The sequence below is a fragment of the Brevundimonas sp. genome, assembly GCF_024711105.1.
Lineage (GTDB): Bacteria > Pseudomonadota > Alphaproteobacteria > Caulobacterales > Caulobacteraceae > Brevundimonas.
The window spans coordinates 1-16,997 of the sequence record NZ_JANJTL010000181.1 but is presented as its reverse complement, the minus strand read 5'-3'; the positions used below and the strand labels follow the sequence as shown (position 1 = coordinate 16,997).

General features: G+C 70.7%; 12 protein-coding genes and 1 pseudogene. 9 read left to right on the top strand and 4 right to left on the bottom strand.

Going from position 1 to position 16,997, the window contains the following annotated elements; all coding sequences use genetic code 11:
• Nucleotides 1-63: 63 nt before the first annotated feature.
• Nucleotides 64-1,041, bottom strand: a complete 978-nt coding sequence (locus Q0M60_RS14405) for a peptidyl-prolyl cis-trans isomerase (RefSeq protein WP_296820821.1) — start codon at nucleotides 1,039-1,041, stop codon at nucleotides 64-66.
• A gap of 207 nt (nucleotides 1,042-1,248) precedes the next feature.
• On the opposite strand from Q0M60_RS14405, the gene secA reads away from it, so the two are divergent.
• From secA to Q0M60_RS14390, 3 genes are read left to right on the top strand one after another with little or no spacing between them, the layout of a single operon-like run.
• Nucleotides 1,249-4,167, top strand: a complete 2,919-nt coding sequence (gene secA / locus Q0M60_RS14400; protein WP_296820820.1) for a preprotein translocase subunit SecA — start codon at nucleotides 1,249-1,251, stop codon at nucleotides 4,165-4,167.
• Nucleotides 4,168-4,169: 2 nt separating this feature from the next.
• Nucleotides 4,170-4,550: a group III truncated hemoglobin gene (locus tag Q0M60_RS14395; RefSeq protein WP_296820818.1), complete on the top strand. Its 381-nt coding sequence runs from the start codon at nucleotides 4,170-4,172 to the stop codon at nucleotides 4,548-4,550.
• Nucleotides 4,551-4,581: 31 nt separating this feature from the next.
• Entirely contained in the window at nucleotides 4,582-5,679 is a 1,098-nt protein-coding gene (locus tag Q0M60_RS14390) for an aromatic ring-hydroxylating dioxygenase subunit alpha (RefSeq protein WP_296820815.1), read from the top strand.
• Here Q0M60_RS14390 and Q0M60_RS14385 read toward each other — a convergent pair.
• On the bottom strand, nucleotides 5,609-6,589 hold the full coding sequence (locus Q0M60_RS14385; protein WP_296820813.1) for an acyl-CoA desaturase: 981 nt from the start codon (nucleotides 6,587-6,589) through the stop codon (nucleotides 5,609-5,611). The genes Q0M60_RS14390 and Q0M60_RS14385 overlap by 71 nt on opposite strands.
• The gene (locus Q0M60_RS14380; RefSeq protein ID WP_296820811.1) at nucleotides 6,586-7,011 is read right to left on the bottom strand and encodes a hypothetical protein; all 426 of its coding nucleotides are present in this window, start codon (nucleotides 7,009-7,011) and stop codon (nucleotides 6,586-6,588) included. The genes Q0M60_RS14385 and Q0M60_RS14380 overlap by 4 nt, the downstream gene beginning before the upstream one ends.
• Before the next feature lie 82 nt (nucleotides 7,012-7,093).
• On the opposite strand from Q0M60_RS14380, the gene Q0M60_RS14375 reads away from it, so the two are divergent.
• From Q0M60_RS14375 to Q0M60_RS14350, 6 genes are all read left to right on the top strand, one after another.
• Nucleotides 7,094-7,414, top strand: a complete 321-nt coding sequence (locus Q0M60_RS14375; protein ID WP_296820809.1) for a metalloregulator ArsR/SmtB family transcription factor — start codon at nucleotides 7,094-7,096, stop codon at nucleotides 7,412-7,414.
• Between the two features lie 45 nt (nucleotides 7,415-7,459).
• A complete protein-coding gene (mutS, locus tag Q0M60_RS14370; protein ID WP_296820806.1) occupies nucleotides 7,460-10,138 on the top strand; it encodes a DNA mismatch repair protein MutS in 2,679 nt (892 codons plus the stop codon).
• Nucleotides 10,135-12,696 (top strand): [protein-PII] uridylyltransferase, encoded by a 2,562-nt coding sequence (glnD, locus tag Q0M60_RS14365; protein WP_296820803.1) that lies wholly within the window; start codon nucleotides 10,135-10,137, stop codon nucleotides 12,694-12,696. Before mutS ends, glnD begins: the two co-directional genes overlap by 4 nt.
• A 77-nt stretch (nucleotides 12,697-12,773) precedes the next feature.
• A complete protein-coding gene (murJ, locus tag Q0M60_RS14360; protein ID WP_296820801.1) occupies nucleotides 12,774-14,423 on the top strand; it encodes a murein biosynthesis integral membrane protein MurJ in 1,650 nt (549 codons plus the stop codon).
• A gap of 33 nt (nucleotides 14,424-14,456) precedes the next feature.
• The gene (gene trpS / locus Q0M60_RS14355; protein WP_296820799.1) at nucleotides 14,457-15,494 is read left to right on the top strand and encodes a tryptophan--tRNA ligase; all 1,038 of its coding nucleotides are present in this window, start codon (nucleotides 14,457-14,459) and stop codon (nucleotides 15,492-15,494) included.
• On the top strand, nucleotides 15,491-16,180 hold the full coding sequence (locus Q0M60_RS14350; RefSeq protein ID WP_296820797.1) for a GNAT family N-acetyltransferase: 690 nt from the start codon (nucleotides 15,491-15,493) through the stop codon (nucleotides 16,178-16,180). Before trpS ends, Q0M60_RS14350 begins: the two co-directional genes overlap by 4 nt.
• Nucleotides 16,181-16,506: 326 nt before the next feature.
• Here the strand turns inward: Q0M60_RS14350 and Q0M60_RS14345 are convergent.
• Nucleotides 16,507-16,997: pseudogene (locus Q0M60_RS14345) on the bottom strand (dienelactone hydrolase); the annotation flags it as partial.

The following is a 16,997-nucleotide window of genomic DNA, read 5'->3' as shown; positions in this document are numbered from 1 at the left end:
CGATCGTGTGCCCAACGGCCTCGACGCTGTCGCGGACGCCGCCGCTACGGCCAGGCTTGCGGCTCATTGGGCGGCCGGGGGCTGGTCAGCTTCACCTTCGGTCGCCGACGCCGGCGTCTCGGACGCGGCGGTCTCGGACGTGGCCGGCGCGGAGGCGGGCTCGCGCGGCGCATCCGGCACGGCGAGCGGATCGCCCTCCGCCACGATCTCGATCTCGGCGCGCCCGCGCAGGCGTTCCAGCAGCTGGCGCACCTGGTCGTAGGTGAGGAAGCGGAGGATCTGCGGCCGGGCTTGCTCAAGGCTGAGGGGCTGCTCCTGGCGGCGGTCTTCGACGCGCAGGATGGCCCAGCCGCCCTCCGCCTGGAACGGCCCGACCGTATCGCCAGCCCTCGCCTCGCGCAGCGCGGCGCCGAAGGCCGGCGGCATGGTGTCGACCGTGAAGTAATCGAGGTCGCCGCCGTTGAAGCGCGTCGACTCGTCGATCGAGCGCTCCGCCGCCAGGGCCTCGAAGGAGGCGCCGTTGGCGAGCAGGGTCATGACGGCCTCGGCCTCCTCGCGGGTGCGCACCAGGATCATGCGGGCGCGGAACTCCTCGGATTGCTCGGTCAGGCGGCGCTGCTCCTGATAGAGCTCCTCGATGGCGCGCTCGGAGATGGCGTCGTCAACGACCGTCTCGACCAGCATGTCGCCGAGGATGCGCTTGCGGGCCGCCTCCAGCCGCTGGCGGGCGAGAGGGCTGTCGTCCAGGCCACGCCGTTCGGCCTCACGGGCCAGCAGTTCCTGGTCGATGACCTCGTCCAGCACGCGGCGGAACAGGTCCGTGGCCGGATCGAAGGGCTCTCCCTCGCCGATGAGACCCTGCGCCACCGCCTCACGCTTGACGTCAGAGGCCCAGACCGGATCGCCGTCGACCCGGGCGACGATGACGTCGCCGGGCTGGGGCGGGCGCTCGTCACGGTCGCCGCCCTGGCAGGCGGCCAGTCCGAGCGCGGCGATCAGGCCCAGAAGCGGGGCGAGACGCCTGATATCGAGGGCGATCATGGCCGCTTGCCTCCGTCCGACGACGAAATACCGAGAACCCCTGTCGTTGACAGGGCTTTGGGGGCTGCTTAAGTCTCGCGCGCGCTCAAGTCGAGGGGTTTGAACCCCTTAAATTCTTGGGTGACGACCGCCATTTTCCCGGCGTTCCGAGCCTCCCGCCGACCCCTTGAAAGAGTGGCGGAGCTCGCCGCCCTTTCCGGACCTGTCATGCTCGGCCTCGCCAAGAAGCTCTTCGGCTCTTCCAACGACCGCAGGGTCAAGGATTTCACCGCCCGCGTCCAAAAGATCAACGCTCTCGAGCCGCGCTTCGAGAAGATGAGCGACGACGAGCTGCGGATGATGACGCAGGTCTTCAAGGACCGGCTGGCCGCGGGCGAGACGCTCGACAAGATCCTCAACGAGGCCTTCGCGGTGGTTCGTGAGGCGTCCAAGCGGACCCTGGGCCAGCGCCACTACGACGTGCAGCTGGTCGGCGGCATGGTGCTGCACGAGGGCGGCATCGCCGAGATGCGCACCGGCGAAGGCAAGACGCTGGTCGCCACCGCGCCCGCCTATCTGAACGCCCTTGAAGGCAAGGGCGTCCATCTGATCACGGTGAACGACTACCTCGCCCGCCGCGACGCGGAGTGGATGGGCCAGATCTACCGCTTCCTCGGGCTGGAGGTCGGCGTCATCGTCCACGGCCTGAGCCAGGGCCAGCGCCACGCGGCCTATCAGGCCGACATCACCTACGGCACGAACAACGAGTTCGGCTTCGACTACCTGCGCGACAACCTCGTCTACGACCTGCGCGAGATGGTCCAGCGCGGGCACAACTTCGTCATCGTCGACGAGGTGGACTCCACCCTGATCGACGAGGCGCGAACGCCGTTGATCATCTCGGGCCCGACCGAGGACCGCTCGGACTTCTACCTGGTGGTCGATGAGCTGGTCCGCGAGCTGATCAAGGACGAGAGCACCTACGACCTCGACGAGAAGCAGCGTCAGGCGCTGCTGTCGGAGACCGGCTCGGAGAAGGTCGAGGACATGCTGGCCGCCGCCGGGCACCTGGCCGAGGATTCAGCCGGCCTCTACGACCCGGCCAACATCTCGGTGGTCCACCACGTCAACCAGGCGCTCAGGGCCAACCTGCTCTACCAGCGCGACACCCATTATCTGATCCGCGCAGGCGAGATCATCCTGGTCGACGAGTTCACCGGCCGGATGATGCCGGGCCGGCGCCTGTCGGAAGGCCTGCACCAGGCCATCGAGGCCAAGGAGAAGGTCAAGATCCAGCCCGAGAACCAGACCCTGGCCTCGGTGACGATCCAGAACTACTTCCGCCTCTACAAGAAGCTGTCCGGCATGACCGGCACGGCCGCGACCGAGGCCGCCGAGTTCCACGACATCTACAAGATGGACGTGGTCGAGATCCCGACCAACCGGCCCATCGCCCGCATCGACGAGGACGACGAGGTCTATCGCACGATGGCGGAGAAGAACCGCGCCATCTGCGGTCTCATCGCCGAGCGCCACGCCATCGGCCAGCCGATCCTGGTCGGCACCGTCTCGATCGAGAAGTCGGACAATCTCTCCAAGCTGCTGCTGGAGTGGGCCTGGGAGGTCGAGGTCTGGCGGCTCAAGCCGGAGTTCGCCGCCCAGCTCGAGGCCGACGCGGGCGGTCGCCCGTTCAAGACGGTCTGGTCCAAGCGCGAGATCGAGTCCGACGCGTTCGCCATGCGCGTCCGCAAGAAGTTCGGCGACGCCGCGTTCGAGGTCGAGACCAAGACGGGCAAGGGCGTGCCGCACAATGTGCTGAACGCCAAGCACCACGAGCAGGAAGCCTACATCGTGGCCGACGCCGGCCTGCCGGGCGCCGTGACCATCGCCACAAACATGGCCGGCCGCGGCACCGACATCCAGCTGGGCGGCAACCTCGACATGCGCATGATGCGCTGGCGCGCCGACCAGCGCGCCGCGGGCGCCGAGCCCGATCACGCCGCCGAGATGGCCGAGCGCGACCGGATCGCCGCCGAGATCGAGGGCAAGCGCAAGCAGGCGCTGGCGCTGGGCGGCCTGTTCGTGCTCGGCACCGAACGCCACGAGAGCCGCCGCATCGACAATCAGCTGCGCGGCCGGACCGGCCGCCAGGGCGACCCGGGCTTCTCGAAGTTCTACCTGTCCTGTGAGGACGACCTGCTGCGCATCTTCGCCGGCGACCGGCTGGACGCGATCATGCGCAACTTCGGCGTCCAGGAAGGCGAGGCGATCACCCACAAGTGGCTGAACGGCGCCATTGCCACGGCCCAGAAGCGCGTCGAGCAGCGCAACTACGAGATCCGCAAGAACCTGCTGAAGTACGACGACGTCGTGAACGAGCAGCGCAAGGCGATCTTCGAACAGCGCCAGGAGTTCCTGGAATCCCAGGACCTGTCCGAACTGGTCGACGAGTTCCGCCGCGACACCGTCACCGACCTGGTCGACCGCTTCCTGCCGCCCAAGGCCTATGCCGAGCAGTGGGATATCGAGGGCCTGGACGAGCGGGTGAAGGCCCTGCTGGGCCTCGACCTGCCGGTCCGCGACTGGGCCGCCGAGGAAGGTGTGTCCAACGAGGAGATGGAGGAGCGCCTGCAGGCGGCCTCCGAGACCCGCGCCAAGGAGCGTCTCGAGATGATCGGGGCCGACCAGATGCGCGGCCTCGAGAAGAACTTCATGCTGCAGATGATCGACATGCAGTGGCGCGAGCACCTGGTGCACCTCGAGCACCTGCGCGCGGTCATCGGCCTGCGCGGCTACGCCCAGCGCGATCCGCTGAACGAGTACAAGACCGAGGCCTTCTCCCTGTTCGAGGCGCTGCTGGTGAACCTGCGCCAGAACGTGACGCGCTGGCTGATGACGGTCGAGTTCCGCTTCCAGCCGCCGCCCCCGCCAGTCGAGATCGAGGAAGTCCACCTCAACCCGCTGACCGGCGAGAACGAGATGGCCGACCCCGCCGGCCAGATGCCGGAGACGCAGGGCAACGCCGACCAGCGCTCGCGCATGCCGGTGTCAATGCTGCCCGAAGGCTGGGAGCGGACCAGCCGCAACGCGGTCTGCCCCTGCGGCTCGGGCCGCAAGTTCAAGCACTGCCACGGCGCGCTGATCTAGGCATGGACCGGTTCGAGGCGATCGACGAGCCGGCCCTGCGCCGCCTTGTCGAGACCTTCTATGGCCGCGCGCGGGAAGACGCCCTGCTCGGGCCGGTGTTCGGCCGGGCGGTGCATGACTGGCCGGCGCATTTTCACCTGCTGACCGACTTCTGGTGCTCGGTGCTGCTTGGGGCGGGGCGTTTTCACGGGCGGCCCCTGCCCAAGCACGCGGCTGCGGGCGTGACCTCGGACCTCTTCCCGCGCTGGCTGGAGCTGTGGGGCGAGGCGGTGGACAGCCTCTTCGAACCCGAGCCCGCCGAGGTGATCAAGGCGAAGGCGGCCCACATCGGCCGGTCCATGAGCGCGGCGCTGTGGCTGTCGTCCCAGGCGCGGGCCGGATGACGCGGCGCCACAGCGGCGCTAGACAGCCGACATGACCGATGCCCCGCCCGACAAGCGCGCCGCCCCTCCGCCCTTCGGTCAGGGCTTCCTGCGCGACATCTGGTGGTTCGCCGCCCTGTCGGACGAGGTGCGGCCGGGGTCGCTGAAACGTTACGAACTGCTGGGCGAGCCGGTGCTGATCGGGCGCACGCGGGCGGGCGAGGTCTTCGCCATGCGCGACATCTGCCCCCACCGGGCCGCGCCCCTGTCGGCCGGACGGGTGGTGGACCGCGACGGCGAGGGCGAGACGGTCGAATGCCCCTATCACGGCTGGCGTTTCCGCCCCGACGGCGGCTGCGCGGCCATTCCGTCCCTGACCGGCGAGCAGGAGTTCGACGTCGCCCGGATCCGCGTGCGGTCCTATCCGGCGCGGGAGAGCCAGGGCCTGGTCTTCGTCTGGATGGCGTCCGATCCGCGCCTGCCGGCCGAGCCGGATCACGCGCCGCCGGTCTTCCCGGGCGTCGTCGGCGGCGGCCCCAAGCTGGTCGAGCGGATGGATTTCGACGCCCACATCGACCACGCCGTGGTCGGCCTGATGGACCCGGCCCATGGGCCCTATGTCCACAAGCAGTGGTGGTGGCGCACCGAATCCAGCCAGCACGAGAAGTCCAAGGCCTTCGAGCCGCGCGAGCTGGGCTTCGCCATGGCGCGACACGCGCCGTCGTCCAACAGCCGGGCCTACAAGCTGCTCGGCGGCAAGCCCGCGACCGAGATCGTCTTCCGCCTGCCGGCGCTGCGCTGGGAGCACATCCAGGTCGGCGAGCGGCAGGTGCTGGCCCTCACCCTGCTGACACCGATCACCGAGAAGAAGACGCGCATCACCCAGGTCTTCTGGTCGGACCATCCGGTCTTCGGCCTGGCCAAGCCCTTCCTGCGCGCCGGCGCCAAGGCCTTCCTGAAGCAGGACGGCGACATGGTGAACCTGCAGAACGAGGGCCTGCGCTATGACCCCGCCCTGATCTGGATCGACGACGCCGACAAGCAGGCCAAATGGTACCAGGGCCTCAAGCGCGAGTGGTTCAGGAGCCGCTCGGAAGCGCGCCCGTTCGCAAACCCGGTCGAGCCGGCGGTTCTCCGCTGGCGGAGCTGACGAGGACCGAGCGCAGGGCGTCCCGCGCGCCCATGGTCTCGGGCGTGCGGATGTTCCAGGCCAGGCCCAGCGCCGCCAGCAGCTGAATGAAGCGGTAGCCCCAGTCGGCCTGGCCGGGATGCAGGCCGATCCGCGCCGAGCCGGGCCAGGCGTGATGGTTGTTGTGCCAGGCCTCGCCCATGGTCGGGACCGCCGCCCACGGCACGTCGTGGGCCTGCACGCCCGAGCCGTCCACGAGCCAGCTCTGAGGGCCCCGGGTGTGCGCCAGGTGACCCACGAACCAGTGGCCGACAACCGAAGCCGAGACGCGCGCGCAGACGCCCCACACCACGAACGGCCAGCCGCCCAAGAGATAGAGGCCGAGCGCGATCGGCGCCTGCTGCAGCATCCAGGTGCGTTCGAGGAAGCGATAGAAGCGGTCCCGGCCGACGCGGCCGAGGTCAAAGGCCGGTGGGCGCGCTAGCTCCAGCCGGCAATGCATCTGCCACCAGGCGTCGACCAGCATCGGCCGCCGGTGCGCGAGATAGTCGTGGCAGTCCGGCTGGCGCTGGGCCCAGTCGCGCAGGTCGTGGGTGCGGATCATCCAGAACGGACCGCTCATGCCGACCGCGGTCCCAACCCAGACGAGGAAATGCTCGAGCCACAGCGGGCAGTCGAAGCTGCGGTGGATTAGCCGGCGGTGGAAGCCGACCGAATGGCCAAGCAACAGGGCCGCGCCCGTGCCGAACAGGAAGACGGCGAAGGCCGGCCAGTTGAAGGTCAGCGGACCCAGGATCAGGGCGCCCGACAGCATGGCCCCGTTCCAGACAGAGTGAGCGGGGTCCCAGACCACCCGGCCCTCGACCGGGCTGCAGCCGTGGGATTCGACGAGGCTGTTGACCGCGCAGGGGTCGTGCGGGTCGGGGGTCACAGGGTGATCTCCCGCATGCGCCCCGCCCGCCAGCCGACATAGCCGGCTATCGCGCCGGAGGCTGCGCCCACAGCGGTGACAAGGATCAGCTGGGGGGCTGCGGCTTCAAGGAAGGGCCTGGTCGCGAAGAACCACAGCGCGCCGACCGACGCGCCACCAAGGAAGGTCGCCTGCCAAGGTCCGCCTCCTCCTATCCGCTCGATCAACTGCCAAACCACGACGCCCGCAGCTAAACCCAATGCCCAGGCCGGCAGGCTGAAAGCCCAAAACGTTGCTGCGAGCCAAACCAAGCCTAACAGGGCTATGTACTCTCCGGCCAGGAATGCGGCAGCCGACCCGACCACCACGATCGCGAGCGGAAGGATTGAGGGGCCAACCAGAAGCGCGTGTGCGTAGGCCGGTGCGAAACGAGTGTGAGCCATGTCGCCCTCATTTAGGTCCTTGCTTAATTACCTAACACCCACACCTCTGGCAAGTGCTTAGTAAATCGCTTAAATAAGGACGATGCAGCGTGTCTTCGAAGCCCTCTCCTCGCCCGTGCGGCGCAAGATCCTGGCCTATCTGGCGCATGCCGACCTGACGGCGGGCGAGATCGCGGCGCGGTTCGAGATCTCGAAGCCGGCGGTGTCGCAACACCTGTCGGTGCTGGAGAACGCCGGGCTGGTGACCAGCGAGAAGCGCGGCCAGTTCGTGCATTACAGCCTGTCGCGAGAGCACCTGGCCAATACGCTGAACGGCTATGTGCAGGAGGTCTGCCCGGTGTCGCGGCCGCTGAAGGCCGAAAGCGCCGGCATCGCCGCCAACCGCAAGCCGTCCGACGACTGAATCGCTTGAGCCGGGGGGCCGCATCGGCCACCTTGCGCGCTTCCGATGAACGCCCCTTCGCCCCCGCCCGTCCCGGCCGACACGAGCCCCGTGATGGCCCAGTTCCTGGCCGCCAAGGCGCGCCAGCCCGACGCGCTGCTGTTCTTCCGGATGGGCGACTTCTACGAGCTGTTCTTCGAGGACGCCGAGGTCGCGGCCAATGCGCTGGGCATCACGCTCACGCGGCGCGGCAAGCACCAGGGCGGCGACATCCCGATGGCGGGCGTGCCGGTGCATGCGGCCGAGGGCTATCTGGCGCGGCTGATCCGGCAGGGGTTCAAGGTCGCGGTCTGCGAGCAGCTGGAAGACCCATCCGAGGCCAGGAAGCGCGGCTCCAAGGCGGTGGTGCGGCGCGACGTGGTGCGCGTCGTCACGCCCGGGACCCTGACCGAGGACAGCCTGCTGGAACCCGGCCGGGCCAACCGTCTGGCGGCGGTCGCGGTGCGCGGCGATCGCGCGGCGCTGGCCTCGATCGAACTGTCGACCGGCGAGGTCGAGACCCTGGCCTGCGGGCGCGACCAACTGGCCTCGGCGCTCGCGGCGGTGCGGCCGTCCGAGACCCTGGCCGGAGACCGGCTGTTCGCCGACGAGGCCCTGGCGGCGGCGCTGAAGACCTCGGGCGGGGTGGTCCAGCCCATGGCCCAGGCCCTGGCCGAGCCGACCGCGGCGCGGACGCGGGTGGAGCGGCTGTACGGCTCGGCCACCCTGGACGGCTTCGGGGCCTTCGAGCCCTGCGAGGTCTCCGCGCTGGGGCTGATCGCGGCCTATGTGGAGACCACCCAGGCCGGCAAGCTGCCGTCGCTGAAGGCGCCGCGCCGGCTGGCCGAAGCCGGTTTCATGGCCATCGACCAGGCCACACGCGCGAGCCTGGAGATCGACCGGACACAAGGCGGGAGCCGCGAGGGCTCGCTGCTGGCCGCCATCGACCGGACGGTGACGGCGCCCGGCGCGCGGCGGCTGGCCGAGCGGATCGCCCGGCCCCTGTCTGACACCGACCAGATCGCCGCCCGGCTCGACGCCGTCGGCTGGTTCGTCGAGCGGCGGCAACTGAGGCGCACCCTGCGCGGCGAGCTGAAGGGCGCGCCGGACCTGGCCCGAGCGGTCGGACGGCTGGCGCTCGGACGCGGCGGTCCGCGCGATCTCGCGGCGCTGAAGGACGGGCTGACGCGCGCGGCCTCGGTGCTGAAGCTGCTGGACGCCGCCAAGGAGCCGCTGAGCGAGTTCCCCGCGGAGGTCTCGGGCGCCTGCCAGGCCCTGACGGCGTCGGACGCGATCGAGGCCCTGGCCGGCGACCTCGGGCGCGGCTTGAACGACCAGCCGCCGCACCTGGCGCGCGACGGCGGCTTCATCGCGGCGGGCTACTGGGCGGAGCTGGATGCGGCGCGGGCTCTGCGCGACGACAGCCGCCGGGTGGTCGCCGAACTGGAGGCGCGCTGCCAGGCCGAGACGGGCCTGCCGCTGAAGGTCCGGCACAATGCCGTGCTCGGCTATTTCCTGGAGCTGGCGTCGGCCAAGGCTGAGGCCCTGATCCGGCAGGGGCCGGAGAGCGGCTACATCCACCGCCAGACGATGGCCAACCAGGTGCGGTTCACGACGGTGGAGTTGGCCGAGCTGGACGCCAAGATCGCCCAGGCCGGCGAGCGGGCCCTGGCCATGGAGATCGAGCTGTTCGAGGGCTTCCGCGTCCGGGCGGTCGGTCTGGCCGAGCCGCTCAGGGCCGCGGCCGAGGCGCTGGCGGAGCTGGACGTGGCCTCGAGCCTGGCGGAATGGGCCGAGGACGCGCGCTGCGTGCGGCCGGTGATCGACCGGTCCTGCGCCTTCCACGTCGAGGCGGGGCGGCACCCGGTGGTCGAGGCGGCGGTCAGCCGCGACGGCCAGCCGTTCACGCCCAACGACTGTCGTCTCGACGGAGCGGGCGACACGTCGAAACGGCTGATGATCGTCACCGGACCCAATATGGCCGGCAAGTCGACCTTCCTGCGCCAGAACGCCATCCTCGCGGTGCTGGCGCAGGCCGGCTGCTTCGTGCCCGCGGCCTCGATGCGTCTGGGCGTGATCGACAGGCTGTTCAGCCGGGTCGGCTCGGGCGACGACCTGTCGCGCGGGCGCTCGACCTTCATGACCGAAATGGTCGAGACCGCCGCCATCCTGACCCAGGCGACCGAGCGGTCGCTCGTGGTGCTGGACGAGATCGGCCGGGGCACCGCCACCTATGACGGCCTGGCCATCGCCTGGGCCGCGACCGAGCACCTGCACGACCGGGTGAAGTGCCGGACCCTGTTCGCCACCCACTATCACGAGCTGGCGCTCCTGGAGGGGCGGCTGGAGCACCTCGGCAACCTGTCGATGCGGGCCAAGGAGTGGAACGGCGAGCTGGTCTTCCTGCACGAGGCCGGGCCGGGCGCGGCGGACCGCTCCTATGGGGTGCAGGTGGCGCGGCTGGCCGGCGTGCCCGGGCCGGTGGTGGCGCGCGCCAGGCAGGTGCTGGAGCGGCTGGAGAACGAGGATTCCGGAGCGGCGCGGCTGGACGACCTGCCGCTGTTCGCCGTGGGCTTCGCCGAGCCGGCGGCGCCGGCCGGGCCAAATGCGGTCGAGCAGGCCCTGGCCGGGATCGAGCCGGACGACCTGACGCCGCGCGAGGCGCTGGAGGTGCTCTACCGGCTGAAGGAGGCGGCGCGGACGTGACCGAGGCGCCGCCCGCGCTGGAGGCGATCCGGACCCGGCTGGAGGCCGCGCGCGACAAGGCCGGGGCGCGGCTGGAAGGCGGGCTGAAGGGGGTCGAGGCGGCGCGGCTCTACGCCCAGGCGGCGGACGAGGCGGTCAAGGCCCTGTGGGCCGAGGCGGAGGCGCGGCATCCGGGCGCCGGGCTCTCGCTGGTGGCGGTCGGGGGCTATGGCCGGGCGGTGCTCGCGCCCTTTTCGGACCTGGACCTGCTGTTCCTGAGGCCCGGCAAGACGACGGCCCAGGCCGAGGCCTTCGCCCAGACGGTGCTGCACGGCCTGTGGGACCTCGGCTTCAAGGTCGGCTGGGCGGTGCGCGGCCTGGACGAATGCATCCGGCTGGCGCGCAAGGACATGACGATCCGCACCGGTCTGCTGGAGGCCCGGCCGCTGGCGGGCGACGCGGCCCTGACCGAAAAGCTGATCGCCCGCTTTCGCCGCGACGTGGAGCGGGCCGACCCCCGGCCCTTCATCCAGGCCAAGCTGGCCGAGCGGGACACCCGCCACGCCCGCGCGGGCGCCGTGCGCTATCAGGTCGAGCCCAATGTGAAGGACGGCAAGGGGGGCTTGCGGGACCTCAACACCCTGTTCTGGATCGCGCGGGCGCTGGCGCCGCACAGCGATATGGGCCGCGCGGCGCTTGAGGGGATGCTGACGCCCAAGGAGCAGCGGCTGGCGGTGCAGGCCTTCGACTTCCTGTGGGCCGTGCGCATCCACATGCACCGCATCGCCGGGCGGGCTCAGGAGAAGCTGAGCTTCGACGTCCAGCCGGAGGTGGCGCGGCTGATGGGCTGGAGCGGACGCGGCGAGGAGCCGGCGGTCGAGCGGTTCATGCGGCGCTATTTCGTCATCGCCCGCGACGTCGGGGCCCTGACCCGGGCCCTATGCGCCAAGCTGGAGGCGCGGCACGCCAAGCCGGCGGAGGGGCTGATGCGGCTGTTGCCCCTGCCGCGCGCCAAGCGGGCCAAGCCGCTGGCGATCGAGGGGTTGGTCGTCGAAGAGGGCCGACTGAGCGTCACCGACCCCAAGGTGATGGAGCGCGATCCGGAGACGATGCTGCTGCTGTTCCGCGAGGCGGACCGGCTGGACCTGGACCTGCATCCGGACGCCTTCGGGGCCGTGGCGCGGTCCCTGGACGCGGTGACGCCGCAGCTGAGGCGCAAGCCGGAGGCGACGCGCGCCTTCCTCGACGTGCTGGCGCATGGGCGCAGGCCGTACCGGACGCTGTCGCTGATGAACGAGACGGGCCTGCTGGGACGCTTCCTGCCGGAGTTCGCTCGGGTGGTCGGCCAGACCCAGTTCAACCGCTACCACGCCTATACGGTCGACGAGCACACGCTGCAGGCCATCGGCGCGCTCAAGGACATCGAGACCGGCAAGCTGAAGGACGATCATCCGCTGGCGCATTCCATCATTCCGCTGATCGCGGACCGGGAGGCGCTGTACCTGGCCATGCTGCTGCACGACGTCGGCAAGGGCGGGACGCGCGGCCAGCTGGAGGATGGGGCGATCGCGGCGCGGCGGGCCTGCGAGCGGCTGGGGCTGGAGCCCAAGCGGGCCGAGCTGGTCGCCTGGCTGGTGCGGCATCACCTGGTGCTGTCGGACTTCGCCCAGAAGCGGGACGTGGCCGACCCGGCGACCATCGAGGCCTTCGCCGACATCGTGGGCGACCTGGAGCGGTTGCGGATGCTTCTGGCCATGACCGGCGCGGACGTGCGCGCGGTGGGGCCCAATGTATGGAACGGCTTCAAGGGCCGGCTGATGCGCGAGCTCTACGCCGCGACCGAGCGGCGCTTCCGGGGGGCGCCGGACGAGGGGCTCGACATCCTCGGCGACGAGGCGGAGCTGATCGCGCGGGCGGCGACCAAGGGCCAGCCGGTCGTGCGGCTGAGGCCGGCGCTGGAGATGCAGGCCACCGAGTTGGCCCTGGCCGCGCGGGACCGGCCGAACCTCTTCGCTGAGGTCGCGCGGGCGCTCGCCGACAACGGCGCGGACGTGATCGGCGCGCGGCTGGCGACCACGCCCGAGGGCTGGGCGCTGGAGATCTTCTGGCTGCAGGACCAGACCGGCCAGGCCTTCGCGGCCGAGGACGCCCGGCTGGGCCGGGTGCTGTCGCGGGCGGTCGAGCGGGCCGCGCGCGGCGAGGCGGCGCCGAGCGCGCCGGAACGCCGGGCGACGCCGCGCCGGTCGGTCTTCGAGGTCGCGCCGGTGGTGGCCTTCGACAATCCGCCCGGCGGGGAGTCAACCGTGATCGAGGCGACGGGGCGCGACCGTCCGGGCCTGCTGGCCGACCTGGCCCGAGCCCTGTCGGACGCGGAGCTGCAGGTTCGCTCGGCTCACATCGAGAACCACGGCGAGCGGGCGGTGGACGCCTTCTATGTGGTCACCGCCTCGGGCGAGCGGATCACGACAGCGAAGACTCGCGAGCGGGTGCGCGAAGCCTTGCTGAAGGCGCTCGATCCCCCGGCCGAGGCCCCGCCGGCGCGGCGGCTGGCGCGCGCCCGGGCCAGCGCGGCGCGATGACGCTCACAAGCCGGTTTCGCCCGCCCGCGTCCGGCGCTAAGGGCGGGTGAACCTCTCGCGCGGATCCTCAAAGCCTCATGTCCCTCGAACCCGAGATCCGCGCCTCCGCCTCGACCAATCCGCCCGGCCCCCCGCCAGTGAAATCCGGCGGGGTGCTGAGGTCGTCGGCCATCTTCAGCGGCCTGACGCTGGTGAGCCGGCTGGCCGGCTTCGCGCGCGACATCGCGGTCACGGCCTTCCTGGGCGCCTCGGCAGGCCCGGCGGCGGACGCCTACAACACCGCGCTCAGCTTCCCGAACCTGTTCCGGCGCATCTTCGCCGAGGGCGCCTTCGCGGCCGCCTTCGTGCCGGCCTATGCGCGCACGCTGCAGCAGAAGGGCGAGGCCGAGGCCGACCGGGTCGCGACCGACGCCCTGGCGATGGTCGCGGTGGTGACCCTGATCCTGACCATCGTGGCCCAGCTGGCCATGCCGTGGCTGATGATGGCCATCAACATCGGCTTCCTCGACGATCCGGACCGCTTCCGGCTGGCGGTGATCCTGACGCAGATCACCATGCCCTACCTGCCCTGCATGGCCATCGCGGCCCTGCTGTCGGGCGTGCTGAACGCGCGCGGGCGGTTCATCGTCTCGGGGGCCTACCCGATCGCCATGAACCTGATCATGCTGGCGGCCCTGCTGATCTGGCGTGGCGACCAGGTGCAGGCGGCCTATGCGGCGGCCTGGTCGGTGCTGGTCTCGGGCGTGGCCCAGGCGGGCCTGTGCTGGTGGGCGGTCCGGAAGGCCGGCGCGAACGTGAGGCTGGCCCTGCCGCGCCTGACACCGGCGGTGAAGGCGATCATCATTACGGCCATCCCGGCGGCCATCGGCAACTCGGCGACCCAGATCAACGTCTTCATCTCGGGCAACCTCGCCTCCTTCGTGGACGGCGGACGGACCTGGCTGGCGACGGCGGACCGGCTCTATCAGCTGCCGCTCGGGCTGATCGGCGTGGCCATCGGCATCGCGCTGTTGCCCAAGCTGTCCTCGGCCGTGGCCTCCGGCGACCGGGCCCAGGAGCAGGCCTCGATGGACGAGGCGGTGGTCCTGTCGATGGCGCTCACCCTGCCGGCGGCCGCGGCCATCATGGCCATGCCGCTGTTCCTGATCGACGGCCTGTTCACGCGCGGGGAGTTCCTGGCCTTCGACGCGGTGAACACGGCTCGGGCCCTGCTCCAGTTCGGCTGGGGTGTGCCAGCCTTCGTGCTGATCCGGGTTCTGGCCCCGGGCTTCTTCGCGCGGCAGGACACGCGCACCCCGATGACCTTCGCCCTCATCTCGGTGGCGGTGAACGCCGTCCTGGCCATCGCCCTGTTCAACCTCGGCATGGGCGTGTCGGGCATCGCGGCGGCCACGAGCGCGGCGGCCTGGGTCAATGCGGGCCTGCTCGGCCTGACCCTTTGGCGGCGGGGCGAGTACCGGCCGGGAGGGTCGGCGCTGTCGCGGCTGGTGCGCATCCTGATCGCCTCGGCGGCGCTCGGCGGGCTGCTGGTGGGCGCCCAGCTGATGCGGCCGATGATCGAGGCGCCGATTGCGGGCCTGACCGACCACGGCGCCAAGGAGATCGCTCTGGTCCTGACCACGGGCGTGGGCGGGCTGGTCTATCTGATCCTGCTGTTCGTCACACGCGCGGTCACGGTCGGCGAGATCAAGGGCCTGCTGAGGCGCGAGCGTCGGGCGGGCGCCTAGCGGCGGGGCCAAGGGTCGGCTAGAGCGCGGCCCATGTCCGACGCTCCTCTCCCCGTCTACTCCGGCCCCCGCCGTATCCTGTCCGGCATCCAGGCCTCCGGCGCGCTTCACCTCGGCAACTATCTGGGCGCGCTGAAGCGGTTCACCCAGCTGCAGGACCAGGGCGCGCCCTGCTTCCTGTTCGTGGCCGACATGCACGCGATCACGGTGTGGCAGGACCCGGCGCTGCTGACGGCCCAGACGCGCGAGATCGCGGCGGCCTATCTGGCCTCGGGGCTGGACCCGGCGCGCTCGGTGATCTGGCCGCAGTCGGCGGTGCGGGCCCACGCGGACCTGGCCTGGGTGTTCAACTGCGTGGCGCGGCTGGGCTGGCTCGACCGCATGACCCAGTTCAAGGAGAAGTCTGGCAAGCACAAGGAGCGGGCCTCGGTGGGGCTGTACACCTATCCGGTGCTCCAGGCCGCCGACATCCTGCTCTACAAGGCGACCGAGGTGCCGACCGGCGAGGACCAGAAACAGCATCTGGAGCTGACCCGGGACATCGCCCAGAAGTTCAACAACGACTTCGGCGTGCCGGGCTTCTTCCCCCTGCCCGAGCCCCTGACGCAGGGCCCCGCGCCGCGCGTGATGAGCCTGCGCGACGGGGCGGCCAAGATGTCCAAGTCGGACCCCTCGGACCTCAGCCGGATCAACCTGACCGACGACGCCGACGCCATCGCCTCCAAGGTCCGCAAGGCTAAGACCGACCCCGAGCCGCTGCCGGAAACGCTCGAGGGCCTCGACGCGCGGCCCGAGGCCAAGAACCTCGTGACCATCTATGCGGCCCTGGCCGACATGAGCCGCGAACAGGTGCTGGCCGAGTTCGCCGGCCAGGGCTTCGGCGCCTTCAAGCCAAGGCTGGCCGAGCTGGCGGTGTCGTCCCTGGCGCCGGTCACGGCCGAGATGCGCCGGCTGATGGACGACCCCGCCGAGATCGACCGGGTGCTCAAGGACGGCGCCGAGCGCGCCGCCGAGGTCGCCGATCCGGTGGTCAACGAGGTCAAGAAGATCGTGGGCTTCTGGCGAGCGTGACCCATCCGCTCGACCGTCCCGTCTGGAGCGCCCTGACGTCGCGGCAGGCGCATCTGGCGGTAGGCGGCAAGCGGGCGAGGCGGTTTGCGCCGGGCTATGGGATCTTCGCTGCGGTCGCCGCCGACAGTCCCGAGAGCTGGGCCGCGCTGAAGGCGATCAACCCGCCGGACGGCGGGCTGATGCTGATGGAGGTCACCGACATCGACCTGCCGCCGGACGTGCCGGTCGCCCAGCACGGGCTTGGCGTGCAGATGGTCGCGGACGCCATCACGCCGGGCGGGCCCGAGCCGGACTTCATCGAGCTGGGCGACGCCGACGCGGCCGAGATGCTGGCGCTGGCGACGCTCACGCAGCCGGGGCCCTTCTTCGAGAGCACGCATCGGCTGGGCGGCTTCATCGGGGTGCGCATCGACGGCCGGCTGGCGGCCATGGCGGGCGAGCGGATGAAGCCGGAGGGCTTCACCGAGGTCTCGGGCGTCTGTACCCATCCGGACTTTCGCGGGCGCGGCCTGGGCGCGGCCCTGTCGCGGGTGGTGGCCAACCGCATCCTGGCGCGCGGCGAGACGCCCTTCCTGCACGCCTGGCACGACAACGCCGCGGCCATCGGCCTTTACGAGAGGCTGGGGTTCCGGCTTCGCACGAAGGTGAATGTGGCGGTGCTGGGGCCGGCCGAGGTTGCAGTCTGAAAAACGACTGCAACTGCCATTTACTGCAAGTGCGGGCGCGGATGGACGATGTGAAAGAGGGGGGCCTCGGAGTGTAAGGGCGTCGGGGACGCCGTGCGTTCAGGTTTCCCAAGCGGCGGGGTTATTCAACGACCTCAAGCGCTTCGATCATCCGGATGAGGGGGCTGGCGCCCCTGGGCTCTCCCTCTCCCGTTGGGAGAGGGCCGATGAGCGCCCGGCAAGCGAAGCGGCCGGCTGCGCGAAGGGCGAGGGTCGACAGGTGCAAGTTCTGCACGATCCGACCCTCATCCGGCCCTTCGGGCCACCTTCTCCCAATGGGAGAAGGATCAGGGCGCCAAAGTCGCGTTCAGGAAGGCGAGGTAGCGGCCCAGGCCGTCGGCTGACAGGCGCGGGTCGTGGCGCATGAAGCCCTGGGCGCCGGGCTCGTCGAAGGCGTGGGTGCCTTCGGCGATCCAAGTCTCAACGGGAACGCCCGCCGTGACTAGGTTGCGGTAGACCGTCTCGGCGCCGTCGACGCTGGACAGGTGGTCGTGGCGGGCGATGACGCCCAGCACGTGCGGCCGATGCCGCCACTGGCGCAGGCGGGTCAGCGCGCCGATCCCGAGATAGGGGTAGTAGAGCGCCACGCCCCGCACGCCCTCGAGCGAGGCGTTCTGCGGATCGGCCAGGCTGGCCGAGCCGGGGTGGCCGAGGTTCATGGTCATCAGGTCCATGATCGACCAGCCGCCATGGCTCCAGCCGGCCAGGACAACGCGCGATGCGTCCACGTCGGGGCGGTTCCCGACGCCCCACAGGGAGGCGAGCACGTCGCCGGCGC

What these genes read in the sequence shown, in the direction of transcription:
- murJ (WP_296820801.1), top strand. Translation starts at nt 12,774, where the DNA reads ATGTCCCTCGAACCCGAGATCCGCGCCTCCGCCTCGACCAATCCGCCC.
- mutS (WP_296820806.1), top strand. Translation starts at nt 7,460, where the DNA reads ATGAACGCCCCTTCGCCCCCGCCCGTCCCGGCCGACACGAGCCCCGTG.
- Q0M60_RS14390 (WP_296820815.1), top strand. Translation starts at nt 4,582, where the DNA reads ATGACCGATGCCCCGCCCGACAAGCGCGCCGCCCCTCCGCCCTTCGGT.
- trpS (WP_296820799.1), top strand. Translation starts at nt 14,457, where the DNA reads ATGTCCGACGCTCCTCTCCCCGTCTACTCCGGCCCCCGCCGTATCCTG.
- secA (WP_296820820.1), top strand. Translation starts at nt 1,249, where the DNA reads ATGCTCGGCCTCGCCAAGAAGCTCTTCGGCTCTTCCAACGACCGCAGG.
- Q0M60_RS14405 (WP_296820821.1), bottom strand. Translation starts at nt 1,041, where the DNA reads ATGATCGCCCTCGATATCAGGCGTCTCGCCCCGCTTCTGGGCCTGATC.
- Q0M60_RS14380 (WP_296820811.1), bottom strand. Translation starts at nt 7,011, where the DNA reads ATGGCTCACACTCGTTTCGCACCGGCCTACGCACACGCGCTTCTGGTT.
- Q0M60_RS14395 (WP_296820818.1), top strand. Translation starts at nt 4,170, where the DNA reads ATGGACCGGTTCGAGGCGATCGACGAGCCGGCCCTGCGCCGCCTTGTC.
- Q0M60_RS14375 (WP_296820809.1), top strand. Translation starts at nt 7,094, where the DNA reads ATGCAGCGTGTCTTCGAAGCCCTCTCCTCGCCCGTGCGGCGCAAGATC.